Source organism: Mycobacterium sp. E1715 (genome assembly GCF_001667625.1).
Classification (GTDB): domain Bacteria; phylum Actinomycetota; class Actinomycetes; order Mycobacteriales; family Mycobacteriaceae; genus Mycobacterium.
On sequence record NZ_LZJJ01000216.1, the window covers coordinates 1 to 15,135 of the forward strand.

At 69.1% G+C, this 15,135-nt stretch carries 16 protein-coding genes; 11 read left to right on the forward strand and 5 right to left on the reverse strand.

The genetic code is table 11. The features are described 5' to 3' along the window. Positions 1–296: 296 nt before the first annotated feature. Both A9X03_RS11920 and A9X03_RS11925 read right to left on the reverse strand, forming a co-directional pair. Positions 297–1,226, reverse strand: coding sequence for an MBL fold metallo-hydrolase (locus tag A9X03_RS11920; protein WP_068016261.1), 930 nt, complete (start codon positions 1,224–1,226; stop codon positions 297–299). Beyond that, complete coding sequence (locus A9X03_RS11925; RefSeq protein ID WP_068261162.1) at positions 1,223–1,669, reverse strand: PPOX class F420-dependent oxidoreductase; 447 nt, start codon at positions 1,667–1,669, stop codon at positions 1,223–1,225. Before A9X03_RS11925 ends, A9X03_RS11920 begins: the two co-directional genes overlap by 4 nt. Before the next feature lie 53 nt (positions 1,670–1,722). Here A9X03_RS11925 and A9X03_RS11930 point away from each other — a divergent pair, with 53 nt between their 5' ends. From A9X03_RS11930 to A9X03_RS11945, 4 genes are read left to right on the forward strand one after another with little or no spacing between them, the layout of a single operon-like run. Continuing rightward, positions 1,723–2,112, forward strand: a complete 390-nt coding sequence (locus A9X03_RS11930; protein WP_067758211.1) for a helix-turn-helix domain-containing protein — start codon at positions 1,723–1,725, stop codon at positions 2,110–2,112. A 13-nt stretch (positions 2,113–2,125) separates the two neighbouring features. Then, positions 2,126–2,599 carry a VOC family protein gene (locus tag A9X03_RS11935; protein ID WP_068261165.1) on the forward strand — a complete coding sequence of 158 codons (474 nt, stop codon included), beginning with the start codon at positions 2,126–2,128 and terminating at the stop codon, positions 2,597–2,599. 60 nt (positions 2,600–2,659) lie between these two features. Beyond that, the gene (gene fadD11, locus A9X03_RS11940) at positions 2,660–4,477 is read left to right on the forward strand and encodes a fatty acid--CoA ligase FadD11 (RefSeq protein ID WP_068261169.1); all 1,818 of its coding nucleotides are present in this window, start codon (positions 2,660–2,662) and stop codon (positions 4,475–4,477) included. After that, positions 4,474–6,366, forward strand: a complete 1,893-nt coding sequence (locus A9X03_RS11945) for a lysophospholipid acyltransferase (protein ID WP_068261172.1) — start codon at positions 4,474–4,476, stop codon at positions 6,364–6,366. Before fadD11 ends, A9X03_RS11945 begins: the two co-directional genes overlap by 4 nt. Before the next feature lie 31 nt (positions 6,367–6,397). On the opposite strand, the gene A9X03_RS11950 is transcribed toward A9X03_RS11945, so the two are convergent. Then, the gene (locus tag A9X03_RS11950) at positions 6,398–7,474 is read right to left on the reverse strand and encodes a GGDEF domain-containing protein (protein ID WP_231975385.1); all 1,077 of its coding nucleotides are present in this window, start codon (positions 7,472–7,474) and stop codon (positions 6,398–6,400) included. An 80-nt stretch (positions 7,475–7,554) separates the two neighbouring features. Between A9X03_RS11950 and A9X03_RS11955 the strand changes: the two genes are divergently transcribed. The 4 genes from A9X03_RS11955 to A9X03_RS11970 all read left to right on the forward strand — a co-directional run bounded on the left by A9X03_RS11955 (position 7,555) and on the right by A9X03_RS11970 (position 10,830). After that, the gene (locus A9X03_RS11955) at positions 7,555–8,073 is read left to right on the forward strand and encodes a phenolic acid decarboxylase (protein WP_067758226.1); all 519 of its coding nucleotides are present in this window, start codon (positions 7,555–7,557) and stop codon (positions 8,071–8,073) included. Between the two features lie 38 nt (positions 8,074–8,111). Then, positions 8,112–9,353, forward strand: coding sequence for an HNH endonuclease signature motif containing protein (locus tag A9X03_RS11960; protein WP_068261176.1), 1,242 nt, complete (start codon positions 8,112–8,114; stop codon positions 9,351–9,353). Between the two features lie 96 nt (positions 9,354–9,449). Next, positions 9,450–10,013: an arsinothricin resistance N-acetyltransferase ArsN1 family B gene (locus A9X03_RS11965; protein WP_068261199.1), complete on the forward strand. Its 564-nt coding sequence runs from the start codon at positions 9,450–9,452 to the stop codon at positions 10,011–10,013. 43 nt (positions 10,014–10,056) lie between these two features. After that, entirely contained in the window at positions 10,057–10,830 is a 774-nt protein-coding gene (locus tag A9X03_RS11970) for a DUF6065 family protein (RefSeq protein WP_068016253.1), read from the forward strand. Positions 10,831–10,834: 4 nt separating this feature from the next. Here the strand turns inward: A9X03_RS11970 and A9X03_RS11975 are convergent, their stop codons facing one another. Together A9X03_RS11975 and A9X03_RS11980 are read right to left on the reverse strand one after the other, a co-directional pair. After that, the gene (locus A9X03_RS11975) at positions 10,835–12,274 is read right to left on the reverse strand and encodes an FAD-dependent oxidoreductase (RefSeq protein ID WP_068261179.1); all 1,440 of its coding nucleotides are present in this window, start codon (positions 12,272–12,274) and stop codon (positions 10,835–10,837) included. Next, a complete protein-coding gene (locus A9X03_RS11980) occupies positions 12,271–12,678 on the reverse strand; it encodes a hypothetical protein (protein ID WP_067758238.1) in 408 nt (135 codons plus the stop codon). Before A9X03_RS11980 ends, A9X03_RS11975 begins: the two co-directional genes overlap by 4 nt. A gap of 98 nt (positions 12,679–12,776) precedes the next feature. Here A9X03_RS11980 and A9X03_RS11985 point away from each other — a divergent pair, with 98 nt between their 5' ends. Genes A9X03_RS11985 through ilvA form a run of 3 tightly spaced genes read left to right on the forward strand, consistent with a single transcriptional unit; the run spans position 12,777 to position 15,118 of the window. Continuing rightward, positions 12,777–13,349, forward strand: a complete 573-nt coding sequence (locus tag A9X03_RS11985) for a TetR family transcriptional regulator (RefSeq protein ID WP_068261183.1) — start codon at positions 12,777–12,779, stop codon at positions 13,347–13,349. Positions 13,350–13,358: 9 nt separating this feature from the next. Further along, positions 13,359–13,796: a nitroreductase family deazaflavin-dependent oxidoreductase gene (locus A9X03_RS11990; RefSeq protein WP_067758244.1), complete on the forward strand. Its 438-nt coding sequence runs from the start codon at positions 13,359–13,361 to the stop codon at positions 13,794–13,796. Positions 13,797–13,834: 38 nt separating this feature from the next. Continuing rightward, positions 13,835–15,118 carry a threonine ammonia-lyase gene (ilvA, locus tag A9X03_RS11995; RefSeq protein ID WP_067758247.1) on the forward strand — a complete coding sequence of 428 codons (1,284 nt, stop codon included), beginning with the start codon at positions 13,835–13,837 and terminating at the stop codon, positions 15,116–15,118. Positions 15,119–15,135 lie beyond the last annotated feature (17 nt).

Genomic DNA, 15,135 nt, shown 5'->3' on the forward strand with positions numbered 1-15,135 from the left:
CACTCGGATGACCCCCGCGATGTTACGGTGGTCTTCGGGTTATGCACTCTCGCTTCTACTTTGAGGTAGCGATCGTGGCGAATTCTGTTATGGGCGACTTGGTCAGCCAACTGCGCGTCGCCCTTCACCGGTTGCAGGACTGGGCCTACCCGGACGAGATAACTCACGATCGCTACCTCAAAGTAGAAGCGAGAGTGCATAACCCGAAGACCACCGTAACATCGCGGGGGTCATCCGAGTGTGGGGAATCTGTGGACCGCCGCCGGTCACACCGTCGCGCCCCATTGTGCGGGGGGCTACGCGGACAACCCCAGCGCCGCCTCGTGGTCGTGGGTGGGGATGATCGTCACCGAGTGCCGGGCCAGGTGCAGTCGCTGCAGGGTCCGGAAGGCTTCCTCGCGGTCCTCGTCCACCAAAACACCCGGGTAACTCGACTTTTGGCGCACCTTCTCAATCTGCAACCAATGCCAGGCCGCGTCGCCGGCGATCAAGACCCACCCGCGCGCCGTGTGGGCGAGCACTCCGACGCTGCCGGGAGTGTGTCCGGGCAGGTCGACCAAGAGGACGGAGCCGTCACCGAACAGGTCGTGGCTCCGGGTGAAGGTCAGCACCGGCGGCCCGTCGAGCTCGTAGTCGACGGTGGGCCGGCCGCGCAGCGAATCGCGAACGCCGCCGACCGGCGCCACCGGACCCGAATCGATCCAGTCCCGTTCGGTGCGGTGCAGATGAACCGGCAGATCCGGCAGGTCCAGCAGACCCGACACGTGGTCCCAGTGCGCGTGAGTCGGCAGGGCGAAGTCCAACGCCGGCGTCTCGGGCAGCCGGGTCAGGGCCGTGATCGTGGGAACCGTGTCGGCGGGCGGACGGACCGCGACGCGAAGCACCGCGGGTAGTTGGGCGATCGCGCGGCGCTCGACGTCGCGGCACACGGCCGGATCGACGATGAAGGTGGCGTCCGGGTGGGTGACGACGAACGACGTCATCGAGTTGTCGACGCGGGTGGGCGCGAAAGTGCCCTCGACGATCGCCGCGGTGGGCACCGAGCGCGGCACCTGGGGCAGCGCGATCACGGTGACGGTGCGCCGGGGCTCGGGCAGGCCCGCGTCGGTGACACCGCGGAGGAAGCGGTCGTCGGGCCGCTTGGGGCGCACGGCGCCCCAGACCAACCCGGTTGCGGCGGCACAGCATTGGCGCAGGGTGGGGGAGCGAACCGGGTCGCGCGTCATGGCACCGCCACCCGGACGATGACGCTGTCGGCCCACACGCCGCGGTCGCGCGCGCGGCGCAGCTTCTCGCGCACGCACAAATCTTGGTGCACGTTCGTGACGCCCGGGACCTTGATCAGCGGCACGATGTTCCACTGCCAGCCGTAGCGGCGGTGCAGGAGGCGATTCGCCCGCTCGGCGTCGGGCCCCGAGAGGATGGTGGCGCGGCCCGCGACCGTCGTCGCGCCCGGGCGGACCCGGCCCCGATGGTCGCACGCGGTGAGTTCGACGTTGCCGCGCGCGGCCAACCGGTTGGTCTTCGGCCCGCGCTTGGTGCGGAACAGCAGCGCGCCGCCGTCCAGCCCGAACCAGATCGGGGTGTCGACCGGGGTGCCGTCGGGGCGAAACGATCGGAGCAGCGCGTAGCGCGCCGCGCCCAGTCCGTCGAGTGATTGTGTGTGCATGCCCCCAGTCAACGACTTAGAGTTGGCTCTAAGTCAAGCGTCGAGGAGGCCCGATGAGTGCTCGGCTCACGATCGGTGAGGTGGCGCGCCAAGCCGGCGTCGCGGCGACCACCCTGCGCTACTACGAACAGATCGGGCTGGTGCCCCCGCCGGGCCGGCTGGGCGGACAGCGCCGCTACGACGATTCGGTGCTGGCCCGGCTCGAGGTGATCCGGCTCTGCAAGTCGGCCGGCTTCGCACTGGAGGAGATCCAGCTGCTGTTCGCCGACGACGCGCCGGGGCGGCCCGTCAGCCGGGCGCTGGCCGAATCCAAGCTGGCCGAAATCGATGCCCAGATGGAGGCGCTGGCCAGGGCCCGTGCCGTGATCGAATGGGGGATGCGCTGCACGTGTCCCTCAATCGACGCGTGCACGTGCGGGATTCACACCGCGCTGCCCGCCTGAGCAAAGGAGCTTTATGACCCAGCCCATCGCCGTGCGCAACTTCTCCCACGTCTGCATCGGCGTCTCGGACATCGAGGCGTCGCGCGCGTTCTACACCGCGGTGCTGGGCATGGACGTCGTCTTCGACGTCGAGCTCGACGGTGCGGGACTGGACTCGGTGACCGGCGGGGCCGCGCAACGGGGCCGCATGGTCGGCGGGCTGGTCGGCTCCGCGATGGTCGAACTGCTGTCGTTGGGCGCCGTCCCCGACTGCCCGAGCGGACCGCACCTGGGCTACACCAACATCTCGTTCCGGGTCGACGACCTGGATGCCACCTACGACGCGGTGCGGCGCGAGCACCCCGGCGTGCGGGCCGAGCCGCCCGTCGACATCGGCGGGGTGCGGATGTTCTTCATCTACGACCCCGACGGCACACCCATCGAACTGCTGGAGTTGCCGGCCGGCATTTCGAGCACGGTGCAGCTCTGGCGCCCGGATCCGGCGTGATCCATTCCGCGTCTCCGATCGCGGACGTACGCTCACGAAGGCACAGCTGAGAGGACACCTATGACCGAGCGTCCCATCACCCTATGCGAGGCGTTCCAGCGCAACGCGTCGATCGATCCGGACGCCGTCGCGCTGCGCACCCCGGGCAACACCCAGACCATGACGTGGCGCGAGCTCGCGGCGCAGGTGCGCAAGGTGGCCGCCGGCTTGGCCGGCTTGGGCGTCGGGCCCGGCGACACGGTCTCGCTGATGATGGCCAACCGCATCGAGTTCTACCCGTTCGAGATCGGCGCCCAACACCTGGGCGCCACTTCGTTTTCCGTCTACAACACGCTGCCCGCCGAACAGCTGACCTACCTGTTCGAGAACGCGGGAACCCGGGTCGCGATCTGCGAGGAGCAGTACGTGGACCGCATCCGCGCCAGCGGCGCACCGATCGAGCACATCGTCTGCATCGACGGCTCGCCACCGGGCACCATGTCGGTCGACGACGTCTACGCCGCCGCGCGGGAGGGCTTCGACTTCGAGGCGACCTGGCGGGCGGTGCGGCCGGACGACGTCGTCACGCTGATCTACACCTCCGGAACCACCGGCAACCCCAAGGGCGTCGAGATGACGCACGCCAACCTGCTTTTCGAGGCGTACGCCCTCAACGCCGTCCTGCCGTCCCAGTTCGGTGACCGCGTCACGTCGTACCTGCCGACAGCGCACATCGCCGACCGGGTGATGGGCCTGTACGGCCTGGAGGTCTTCGGCGCCCAGGTCACCGTGGTCTCGGACGTCCGTGCCATCGCCGCCGCGCTGCCCGACGTGCGGCCCACGGTGTGGGGCGGCGTGCCGCGGGTGTGGGAAAAGCTCAAGGCCGGAATCGAATTCGCCGTCGCCAGCGAGACCGACGAGGTCAAGCGGCAGGCGCTGCAGTGGGCGATGTCGGTGGCCGGCAAGCGGGCCGCCGCCCTGGTGGCCGGCGAGCCGATGTCGGACGAGCTGGCCGCCGAATGGGCCCAGGCCGACGAGCTGGTGCTGTCGAAGCTGCGCGAGCGGCTCGGCTTCGGCGAACTCCGCTGGGCGGTGTCCGGCGCGGCCCCCATCCCCAGGGAGACCCTGGCGTTCTTCCTCGGCATCGGCATCCCGATCGCCGAGGTGTGGGGGATGTCGGAGCTGAGCTGCGTCGCCAGCGTCAGCCACCCTCGCGACGCGCGGTTGGGCACCGTCGGCAAGCTGCTGCCCGGGCTGGAGGGCAAGGTCGCCGACGACGGCGAGTTCCTGGTGCGTGGCCCGCTGGTGATGAAGGGCTACCGCAAGGAACCCGCCAAGACCGCGGAGGCCGTCGACGCCGACGGCTGGCTGCACACCGGTGACATCATCGAGGTCGACGACGAGGGCTACCTGAGGATCATCGACCGCAAGAAGGAGTTGATCATCAACGCCGCCGGAAAGAACATGTCGCCGGCCAACATTGAGAACACCGTGCTGGCCGCGTGCCCGATGGTCGGCGTGATGATCACGATCGGTGACGGACGGCCCTACAACGCCGCGCTCATGGTGTTCGACGCCGAATCGGTCGGCCCCTACGCGGCGCAGCACGGCCTGGGCGACGCGTCGCCCGCGGCGCTGGCGGCCCATCCGGAGGTCGTCGCCCGCATCGCCGCGGGTGTGGCCGAGGGCAACGCGAAGCTGTCACGCGTGGAACAGATCAAGCGCTTCCGAATACTGCCGTCACTCTGGGAGCCCGGGGGAGACGAGATCACGCTGACCATGAAGCTCAAGCGCAAGCCGATCATGGCGAAGTACGCGAGCCAGATCGAGGAACTCTACGCGCCCGAACTCCACCCGGACGTGCACGAGCCGTCGGCGGCGACGGTGCAGCCGGCATGAGCGGGGGCCCGGGGACTACGGCCCGCGAGTTCGGTCGGGTCGGCGTGCGAAAGTTGCTGCAGCGCACCGGCGTCGTGGAGGAGGCGACGACACCGCTGACGACGGACCCTGCGGAGGTCGTCCAGCTGCTTGCGGCCCCGTGGTATGACGAGCGGCTGGGCGGCCTGGCCGACGAGCTCGGGCGCAATCTGGCCAGCGTGCGCGCCGAGGCCGCCGGCTACCTAAGGGAGATGGCGCCGTCGCTGGACGAGCGGGCGGTCCGGGCGTGGCGCAGCTTCAGTCGCTGGCTGATGCGCGCCTACGACGTCCTGGTCGACGAGGACCAGATCGCGCAGCTGCGCAAGCTGGACCGCAAAGCGACTCTGGCGTTTGCCTTTTCGCATCGCTCCTATCTGGACGGCCTGCTGCTGCCGGAGGTGATCCAGGCCAACCGGCTTTCCCCGGCGCTCACCTTCGGTGGCGCGAACCTGAATTTCTTTCCGATGGGCGCGTGGGCCAAGCGGACGGGCACGATTTTCATCCGGCGCCAGACCAAAGACATTCCGGTGTACCGCTTCGTGTTACGCGCCTACGCCGCGCAGCTGGTGCAGAACCACGCCAACCTCACCTGGTCCATCGAAGGCGGCCGCACGCGAACCGGCAAGCTGCGGCCCCCCGTGTACGGCATCCTGCGCTACATCAGCGACGCCGTCGACGAAATCGACGGTCCCGAAGTCTATTTGGTGCCTACCTCGATCGTGTACGACCAGCTGCACGAGGTGGAGGCGATGACCACCGAGGCCTACGGCGCCACGAAGCGGCCCGAGGACTTTCGCTTCCTGATCCGGCTGGCGCGCCAGCAGGGGGAGCGGCTCGGGCGCGCCTACCTGGACTTCGGCGAACCGCTGCCGCTGCGCAAGCGCCTCGAGGAGCTGCGCGCCGAGGAGTCCGGGACGGGCACCGAGATCGAACGCATCGCGCTCGACGTCGAGCACCGGATCAACCGCGCCACCCCGGTCACGCCGACCGCGGTGGTGAGCCTCGCGCTGCTGGGTGCGGACCGGTCGCTGTCCATCAGCGAGGTGCTGGCCACCGTGCGACCGCTCGCCAGTTACATCGCCGCGCGGAACTGGTGCGTGGCCGGCGCCGCCGACCTGACGAACCGCTCGACCATCCGCTGGGCGCTGCATCAAATGGTCGCCTCGGGCGTCGTCAGCGTGTATGACGCCGGCACCGAACCCGTCTGGGGCATCGGGGCCGAGCAGCACCTGGTGGCCGCGTTCTACCGCAACACGGCCATCCACATCGTGGTCGACCGTGCTATCGCCGAGACCGCACTGCTGGCCGCCATCGAGGACGCCGAGGGTTCGGTGGACGGCTTGGTGGAGCCGACGACGGTGCGCGACGAGGCGCTGCGGCTGCGCGAGCTGCTGAAGTTCGAGTTCCTGTTCTCGGCGCGCGCGCAATTCGAGAAGGAGCTCGCCGACGAGGTGCGTCTGATCGGGCGGGTGGAGGACACCAGCAAGGCGGCCAACGCGGCCGACGTGCGTGGTCTGCTGGAGAAGGCCGACCTGCTGCTGGCGCACCTGGTGCTGCGGCCGTTCCTGGACGCCTACCACATCGTCGCCGACCGGCTGGCCGCCTTCGACGACGAATCGTTCGACGAGAAGGCCTTTCTCGCCGACTGCCTCGAGGTGGGCAAGCAGTGGGAGCTGCAACGCAGGATCGCCAGCGCCGAGTCGAGGTCGATGGAGTTGTTCAAGACCGCGCTGCGGCTGGCCCGGCATCGCGAGCTGGTGGACGGGTTCTCCGACGTCGACATCGCCCAGCGGCGCCGCGAGTTCGCCGACGAGATAGCCACGGCCGTCCGGCGCGTGAACACCATCGCGGGGCTGGCCGGGGCGCGCTAGGCGGGCTTTCTGCGGAGAGTGCCATTGCGCCTCAGCGCGTGGGCGGGACCGGCATGTCGGCATGGCGAACCTGGTTGCCGCCCGCGCGTTTCGCCTCGTACATCGCCAGGTCGGCCGCGTGGACCAGGCGCTCGATCACCTGCCGTTCGGTGCTTTCGCTTGGTGCCCGCAGTTGGATGCTGCTGACACCCAGGCTGGCCGTGACACCCCAGGGTGTCGCGGCGATCGCCAGCCGCATCGCTTCGGCGGTCTTGAGGGCTTCGGAAGTGCCGGCCATCTCGGCGACCAGGAATTCCTCCCCGCCCACCCGCGCGATGACCGTGCTGTCGTTGCCGATCCGCCGCAGGTTGTCGGCGACGGACACCAGGATGCGATCCCCGGTCGCGTGGCCGTGCGTGTCGTTGATCCGCTTGAAATTGTCGAGATCGGCCATCAGCACACTGAGGCACGAGGTGCGCCCGTCGGCGGCTACCAGTTTCGCGGCCGATCGGTAGAACCCCCTGCGGTTACGCAAGCCGGTGAGCGGATCGGTCGAGGATTTCAGAGCATCCACCGAAAGCCAGTGCACCAGTACCTGCCCGCAGAACGGCACCGCCAGGATCCCCGCGCCGAGCAACAGAAAGTTGGCCGCCGCCATCGATGCGTCACCGGACGTAGCGATACGCACGGCGCACGCCGCGGCCGCACCCAGGGCGGTGCCGAGCGTGAAGACCAGCAGGCGGGCGGAGTGACAAAACGCGACATAGCCCGCGAGGCCGCCGAATGCCGCGCAACTCAGCATCCCGCTGCGCGGGTCGGCCTCGGTCACGCACACGGCGGCGATACCGATCGTGCCCACCACCGAAAACACTTGTGATTCAACGCGCGAGGGCCACCGTCGCGCCCACACCAGCGCCATGCCCGCCAGGCAGGCGATGAACGCCACCGCCAGGCCGCCCCGCACCGGCGTCTGCATACCCGACGGGCTGTTCAGCATCAGCAACGTCGCCGCGATCAGGATGGACATGATGCCGACCATCAGGTAGCGGATGAATGGCTGCAATCCGCGCGCGCCGAGGTAGTCGGAGAACCAGTCGTAGTGGTCGGGCTGACGCCACCACGCGCCCATCCAGTGCATTCCGCGACGCCCCTAACCCGTACCTTCGACTACGTGATGCTACTGAGCGCCGACGGAGTCGGGAGCCGATTATGACCACCGTCGACAATCCCATTCCGCCGCAGGACTTGTCGGGGATCGTGGGATGCCGGTTCATTTACACCTACGCCAACGGCTGGCGCTACGAGATGTATGTCAAGAACGACCGCACCATCGACTATCGAATCCATTCCGGCCATGTCGGCGGACGGTGGGTCAAGGGTCAGGACGTCGACCTGGTGCAGCTCGACGACGACAGCTACAAGGTCTCCTGGACCGAGCCCACGGGCACGTCGGTGGCAGTCAACGTCATGCCCGGCAAGCGGCGAATCCATGGCGTGATCTTCTTCCCCCAGTGGATCCGCGAGCACGGCGAGCGCACGGTGTGTTTCCAGAACGAGCACCTCGACCAGATGCGCGCCTACCGTGATGAGGGACCGACTTACCCGATATTCACCGTGCCCGAATTCGCATACATCACCCTGTTCGAGCGTGTCGGTGCCGACGACGAATCGGTGATCGACGTGGCCCCCGACCAGCTTCCACCGGGTTGGGCCGACCGCACCAATTGACGCCGAGATTTGTCGTACCCCCCTGCGATGATGAAGCCATGTCTTCGATCGCCTCGCCTCCCGCGGAGGTGAAACCTGTTGACCGTCTTGAGGTGTTGTTCGACGAGCTGGCGGAGCTGGCCGGTCAGCGCAACGCGATCGACGGCCGCATCGTCGAGATCGTCGCGGAGATCGAGCGTGATGGGCTGTGCGCCATGACCGGCGCGCGCTCGGTGCCGGCGTTGGTGGCCTGGAAGCTGGGTTTGTCCTCGACCACCGCGCACACGATCGCCACCGTCGCGCGCCGGGTCGAGGAGTTCCCACGCTGTGCGCAGAGCATGCGGGAGGGCCGGCTGTCGCTGGATCAGGTCGGCGTCATCGCGGCCCGGGCGGGCGATGGATCCGACGAGCACTACGCGGAGTTAGCCCGGGTCGCCACGGTCAACCAGCTGCGCACCGCGGTCAAGCTGGAACCGCGACCGGAACCCGACGCCCGGCCGCACGAGCAGCGCTCGATCACCAAGACCGCCTGCGACGAGTTCACTTGCTGGCGGATCAGACTTCCCCACCTGGACGCGGCGAAGTTCGACGCGGCGCTGGCGTCTCATCGTGACGCGCTGATCGCCGAATGGAAACACGACCGCGCCGAGGGTGCGTCAGACAGCGCGCCGCCCCTGCCTGGCACCGTCGAGGCGTTCATGCGGCTGGTCGAGGCCGGATGGGATGCCGAGGCGGCCCGCCGTCCGCACGGGCAGCACACCACGGTGGTGGTGCACGTCGATGTCGAGCAGCGCGCCGCCGCGCTGCACATGGGTCCGCTGCTCACCGACGCCGAACGCCGATACGTGACGTGCGACGCCACCTGCGAGGTTTGGTTCGAACGGGACGGTGAGGTCATCGGCGCCGGGCGGGCGACCCGCCAAATCAACCGGCGGCTTCGCCGCGCACTCGAGCATCGCCACCCCACCTGCGCGGTTCCCGGCTGTGGCGCCACGCGCGGTCTGCACGCACACCACATCCGGCACTGGGAAGACGGCGGCCCAACGGAGCTGGCCAATCTGGTGCTGGTCTGCCCCTATCACCACCGGTTGCACCACCGGGGCGTCATCACGATCACCGGACCCGCCGACGACCTCGTCGTCGCCGACAGCTCGGGCCGACCGCTGAGTGCGGGATCGCTCGCCCGTGCGCCCGACCGTGCCCCGCCCGCCGTACCGCCGTGGTCCGGGCCCACCGGCGAGCGCGCCGACTGGTGGTGGTACCAACCCTTTCAGCCGCAGCCACCACCAAGCAACAACTAGGTTGGTTGGCGAACAAATGGCGGCTGGCTGCGCGGCGCCGAAGCCCCACCGCCGGTTCGCCGAGAAGGTGACGGGCAAGCTCTTCACATGATCCGAATGGCAACGCCGGAGGATGCGGACGCGATCTCCGACATTTATGCGCCGTATGTGCGCGACTCCGCGATCTCCTTCGAAGCGGTGCCGCCGACGGCCGAAGAGATGCGGTCGAGGATCAAGGCCACGCTGACCGACCTGCCCTGGCTGGTCATCGCCCATGCCGACGCCGTCAGGGGCTATGCCTACGCAAGTCCGCACGGCGAGCGGGCCGCCTACCGCTGGTCGGTCGACGTATCCGTTTACCTCGACGCGTCACTGCAACGGAAGGGCAACGGCCGCCGACTGTACGCAGCTTTGTTCAATGTGCTTGCCGCTCAGGGGTACGTCAACGCCTACTCCGCCATCGTGCTGCCCAACCCGGCAAGTGTCGGCCTGCATGAGGCGGTGGGCTTCCGTCGCGTCGGCCTCTTCAATCGTGTGGGCTTCAAGAACGGAGCGTGGCGGGACATCGGCTGGTGGCATCGCCCGCTCGCCGATCCGTCCGCGCAGCCCGACGACCCGCGGCCGTGGTCGGACCTGCCGGCTCACACGCTCGAGGCCGCCCTCGCAGGGCACACTGGGTAATGGTTTGGGAAGGTCTGCGCAACCGGCGAATCGAGGGGAGTCGATGAGCGACAAGTCCGGAGGGCCCGCGCGCCCGCTGATCGCGTTCACCACCGCGGACAACGCGCCGCCAATCGCGCCCGCGCCCATCAGCCGGCCGTGGATGTCGCACCTACGCAATGGTTGGCCTAACCGGTGCCTACCGATCCTGATCGCGAACCAGAGTGGCTGGGAGCTGCGCAACCCGTGCGCATTCACCGCGACCTGGATGGGCGGCGACGACAGCATGGGGGTCATCATCGCGCCCGACCGGCGCGACCCGGGTCAGCTGTTGCCGTTCAGCCACTTCGGTCACGGCATCCTGACCTGGCACCTGCCGATGCTGTTCCGCACCCCGCCCGGTTACAACCTGTTGGTCCGCGGGCCGGCGAACTATCCGAAGGACGCGGTGTCACCGTTGGAGGGCATCGTCGAGACCGACTGGGCCACATCGAGTTTCAGCATGAGCTGGCAGATGACCCGCAAGATGATGCCGGTGCGGTTCGAGGTCGACGAGCCGATCTGCATGATCGTCCCGCAGCGCCGGGCCGAGCTGGAGGAGTTCGCGCCGGAAATCAGGCCGATCGACTCCGACGAGGAAGTGCGCCGTAAACACGAGTTCTTCCTGCGTTCACGCAACGAGCTGGGGCAGGCGCAGGCGGCGACCAACACCGAACTGGGCGAAAAGGTGCCGTGGCAGGGCGACTACACCCGCGGCAAGCACGCCGACGGCGAACCCGGGGCGCCCGACCACCAAACGCGCGTCCACCTCCGCCCGTTCGTCGACACGCGGCGATAGGCCATCACCCCGCGCGTACCGCGGCCGGCCCAGGGATCCGGGCCGGCGCCTGGGCCGACGGCCCCGCCCAGCCGATGTACCCGTCGGGGCGCACCAGCACGGCCGGCCCGCGGTCGGTCCGCTCGGCCTGCAGCATCCCGGGCGCCTCGACCGGTGGGGCACCGCGTTCGCGCACCAACACGAAGCCGCCGGTGCGCTGCAATTCGGTCAACCGTCCCTCGACGAGGGGGATCTGGGTGGCGCGGGTGCCGACCAGGCCGTGCCGGCCGTAGCGCAGCGTCGTGCCGGCGAAACTGCCCGCCACCCTGTCCCGAACCGACGGAATCCGAAGCAGCCTGGGCGCCAACAGGTTCCGCAACCATCGGGCGCCGCGCGGATGGAGAGTCGCGGCACGGGCCATCAGTCCGGACTGCAACACCACGCGCTTGCCGATCGGGTGGCGTTCGGTGTGGTAGCTGTCCAGCAGCGCCTCGTCGGCGCCGCCGAGCACCGCGTCGAGCTTCCAGGCCAGGTTGGCGGCGTCCTGAATGCCGGTGTTCATGCCCTGACCGCCCATCGGGGAGTGCACGTGCGCGGCGTCGCCGGCCAAGAACACCCGCCCATGCCGGTACCGCTCGACTTGCCTTTCGTCGCAATGGAACCGGGACTTCCAGCCCACCTCGACGACGCCGTGGTCGGTGCCCATGCCGCGGGCGAGCACGTCGACGATCTCGGCGTCGGAGACCGGTTCGCCGTCGGGTAATTGATGCGCGCGGTCCCAGACCATGGCGCGATACCAGGAACCGCCCGCTCGGTCGTAGGGAGCCAGGAAGGCCAGGAGGTCGCCGGGGGCGGCGACCGTGAGGCCGCCACCGGCGGGCCCGTGCGCCAGCCTGACGTCTGCCAGCACGATCGACGTCAGCACCGTCTTACCGGGGAATGCGGCGCCCACCAGCCGCCGCACGGTGCTGTGCGCGCCGTCGGCGCCGATCACGTACCGCGCCCGCCACGTCAGCCGGTGGGCCGGATCGTCGTCGTCCTTGGGGCGGGCGGTGACGGTCACGGAGTCGGAGTCCTGGCGGAGCGCGACCACCTCGATGCCGCGCCGGATCTCGGCACCCTCGGCCACCGCGTAGCGACGCAGCGCCGCATCGACGTTGGTCTGCGGGGTGATCAACACGAACGGATAGGGGGAGTCGAGGTGGGTCAGGTCGATCTGCGCGCCGGCGAACAGTCGCACGCCCGGTGCGCGGTGCCCGCGCGCCAACAGGTCGTTGGCCAGGCCGCGCGCGTCGAGCACTTCCAGCGTGCGCGCCATGGTGGCGAACGCGCGGCTCGCCGGGTTCTCCGTGGGCCAGCGGTCCAGCACGGTGACCGACCGCCCGGCGCGGGCCAGGTCGCCCGCGGCGGTCAGGCCGGTGGGGCCGGCGCCCACCACCAGGACGTCGACTTCGTGGGTCGTCATCGCGCCGCCCCCTCGGGCTGCGGGTACCAGCGGCGGATGTCGCCGGGCGTGGACTGCGCTGCGCGGTTGAAGACGAATCGGCAGCCGGGTTGGGTCGCGTGCGCGGCGTTGACGATCGACTCGAACAGCAGCGTGTTGTCGGCTACCAACCGGATCCCGGCCCCGATCAACACCGCGTCGTAGCGCTTGGCCTGAAGCCACCGGCGGGCCTTGTCGGCGCCGGCCGTGCCGAAGTCGATCAGACAGTTGTCGACCTCGTAGCCGGCGGCACGCAACGCCGCGACGTTGTCGTCGTTGGCCGTCCGCAACACTTCCCTCGAGAGGCCCGCGAACTGCGCGAAATCCGGCGACGAGCAGTCGACCACGTCGGGATCGAGCCCGATCTGGATGACGGACACGGTCATGAGTAGGACCTCCCCGGAGTTGAGTTCAACAGTTGTTGAACTCAACGGTAGGCCCGGGATGCTGGCTGTGTCAACAGTTGTTGAATACAATCGGGACCATGCCCGCGAAGACGCGCGACGGGAAGGTCACCCGCGAAACCATCCTGCGCGCCGCGCGCGCCCAGTTCTCCACGCACGGCTTCGAGCGCACCACCATCCGCTCGATCGCGTCGGAGGCCGGCGTGGACCCCGCGCTGGTCATGCACTACTTCGGCAGCAAGGCCGATCTGTTCGCCGCCGTGTCGCGGCTCGAGGTCAAGTTTCCCGACCTGTCCGGTGTCGCGCCCGAGCGCCTCGCGGACGTGCTGGTTCCCCTGTTCGTCCAGGTTTGGGACCCGCACGGCTCCTTCCTGCCGCTGCTGCGCGCGGCCGCCACCAATCGCACGGCCGCCGACACCCTGCTGGCCGTGTTCGTCGAGCAGGTCGCCCCGGCGCTGGCCAGCGTCACCCCCGACCGCGCCGCCGAGCGGGCCGCGCTGGTGGGCTCACAGGTGCTCGGAATCGCGATGGCGCGCTACGTCGTCGGGGTGCCGGCCCTGGCCGAGCTGGACGACGCGGCGCTGACCGAATGGGTACGCCCGGTGCTCGCCCGCTACCTGACGGGCCCGGCGCCCTCGACTTCCCCGGCCTAGAGTTGGGGCATGCCACTTTCTGGGGAATACGCGCCGAGCCCATGGGATTGGTCCCGCGAACAGGCCGAGAAATACGAGCAGTCCGGCGGGACCGAGGCCACCGACATGAAGGGCAAGCCCATCATCGTGCTGACCACGGTCGGGGCGAAGACGGGCAAGCTTCGGAAGACCCCGCTGATGCGGGTCGAGCACGACGGCGAGTACGCGATCGTCGCGTCGCTGGGCGGCGCCCCCAAGCACCCCGTCTGGTACCACAACGTCGTCAAGAACCCCCGGGTCGAGTTGCAGGACGGCGGCACCACCCGCGAGTACGACGCGCGTGAGGTGTTCGGCGACGAGAAGGCGGTTTGGTGGGAGCGCGCCGTCGAGGCCTGGCCCGACTACGCCGAATATCAGAAGAAAACCGACCGCCAGATCCCGGTGTTCGTGCTCACCCCCGTCGGCTGAATTCCTGTGTTGACCGGCTGGCATGGCACCATTGACCAGTGTCCGCCGAACTGAGCCAGCACCCGCACGTGCCGTACGTTTGCGGGTCTGACATCGACACCGCGGCGAAGCGGATCGCCGCGGTGGTCACGCCGACCCCGCTGCAATACAGCGACCGGTTGTCGGCGATCACCGGCGCGCAGGTCTACCTCAAGCGGGAAGACCTGCAGGTGGTGCGCTCCTACAAGCTGCGCGGGGCCTACAACCTGCTGGTGCAGCTGTCCGACGAGGAGCTGGCCGCGGGGGTCGTGTGCTCGTCGGCCGGCAACCACGCGCAGGGCTTCGCCTACGCGTGCCGGACGCTGGGGGTACACGGGCGCGTCTACGTGCCCGCCAAGACGCCGCAGCAGAAGCGCGACCGGATCCGCTACCACGGCGGGGAGTTCATCGAACTGATCGTCGGCGGAACGACGTACGACCTGGCCGCCGAGGCCGCGTTGGCCGACGTCGAACGCACCGGCGCCACGCTGGTGCCCCCGTACGACGACCTGCGCACCATCGCCGGTCAGGGCACCATCGCCGTCGAGCTGCTCGAGCAGCTCGACGAGGAGCCGAACCTGGTCGTGGTTCCCGTCGGCGGTGGCGGTTGCATCGCAGGCATCACCACGTACCTGGCGGAGCGGACGACGAACACGTCGGTGCTGGGCGTCGAGCCGGCCGGGGCCGCCGCGATGATGGCGGCGCTGGCCGCCGGCGAGCCGGTGACGCTGGATCACGTCGACCAGTTCGTCGACGGCGCCGCGGTGCGCCGCGCGGGGACGCTGACCTACGCCGCGCTGGCGGCCGCCGGTGACATGGTGTCGATCACCACGATCGACGAGGGCGCGGTGTGCACCGCGATGTTGGACCTGTATCAGAACGAGGGCATCATCGCCGAGCCCGCGGGCGCGCTCTCGGTCGCGGGACTGCTGGAGGCGGACGTCGAACCGGGCTCGAGCGTGGTGTGCCTCATCTCCGGCGGCAACAACGACGTCTCACGCTACGGCGAGGTGCTCGAGCGGTCGCTGGTCCACCTCGGCCTCAAGCACTACTTCCTGGTGGACTTCCCGCAGGAGCCGGGCGCGCTGCGCCGGTTCCTGGACGAGGTGCTGGGCCCCGACGACGACATCACGCTGTTCGAGTACATCAAGCGCAACAACCGCGAGACCGGCGAGGCGCTGGTGGGCATCCAGCTGGCCTCGTCAGCCGACCTGGACGGCCTGCTCGCGCGGATGCGGGCGACGGAGCTGCACGTCGAACGCCTCGAGCCGGGTTCGCCCGCCTACCGCTACCTGTTGTTCTAGACCCCGGGCCGCGCTGC

Coding starts and splice junctions, on each gene's coding strand:
- A9X03_RS11975 (WP_068261179.1), bottom strand. CDS start 12,274: ATGACGACCCACGAAGTCGACGTCCTGGTGGTGGGCGCCGGCCCCACC.
- A9X03_RS11960 (WP_068261176.1), top strand. CDS start 8,112: ATGTCTTCGATCGCCTCGCCTCCCGCGGAGGTGAAACCTGTTGACCGT.
- A9X03_RS11985 (WP_068261183.1), top strand. CDS start 12,777: ATGCCCGCGAAGACGCGCGACGGGAAGGTCACCCGCGAAACCATCCTG.
- A9X03_RS11955 (WP_067758226.1), top strand. CDS start 7,555: ATGACCACCGTCGACAATCCCATTCCGCCGCAGGACTTGTCGGGGATC.
- A9X03_RS11970 (WP_068016253.1), top strand. CDS start 10,057: ATGAGCGACAAGTCCGGAGGGCCCGCGCGCCCGCTGATCGCGTTCACC.
- A9X03_RS11930 (WP_067758211.1), top strand. CDS start 1,723: ATGAGTGCTCGGCTCACGATCGGTGAGGTGGCGCGCCAAGCCGGCGTC.
- A9X03_RS11920 (WP_068016261.1), bottom strand. CDS start 1,226: ATGACGCGCGACCCGGTTCGCTCCCCCACCCTGCGCCAATGCTGTGCC.
- A9X03_RS11925 (WP_068261162.1), bottom strand. CDS start 1,669: ATGCACACACAATCACTCGACGGACTGGGCGCGGCGCGCTACGCGCTG.
- A9X03_RS11980 (WP_067758238.1), bottom strand. CDS start 12,678: ATGACCGTGTCCGTCATCCAGATCGGGCTCGATCCCGACGTGGTCGAC.
- fadD11 (WP_068261169.1), top strand. CDS start 2,660: ATGACCGAGCGTCCCATCACCCTATGCGAGGCGTTCCAGCGCAACGCG.
- A9X03_RS11935 (WP_068261165.1), top strand. CDS start 2,126: ATGACCCAGCCCATCGCCGTGCGCAACTTCTCCCACGTCTGCATCGGC.
- A9X03_RS11965 (WP_068261199.1), top strand. CDS start 9,450: ATGGCAACGCCGGAGGATGCGGACGCGATCTCCGACATTTATGCGCCG.
- A9X03_RS11990 (WP_067758244.1), top strand. CDS start 13,359: ATGCCACTTTCTGGGGAATACGCGCCGAGCCCATGGGATTGGTCCCGC.
- A9X03_RS11945 (WP_068261172.1), top strand. CDS start 4,474: ATGAGCGGGGGCCCGGGGACTACGGCCCGCGAGTTCGGTCGGGTCGGC.
- A9X03_RS11950 (WP_231975385.1), bottom strand. CDS start 7,474: ATGGGCGCGTGGTGGCGTCAGCCCGACCACTACGACTGGTTCTCCGAC.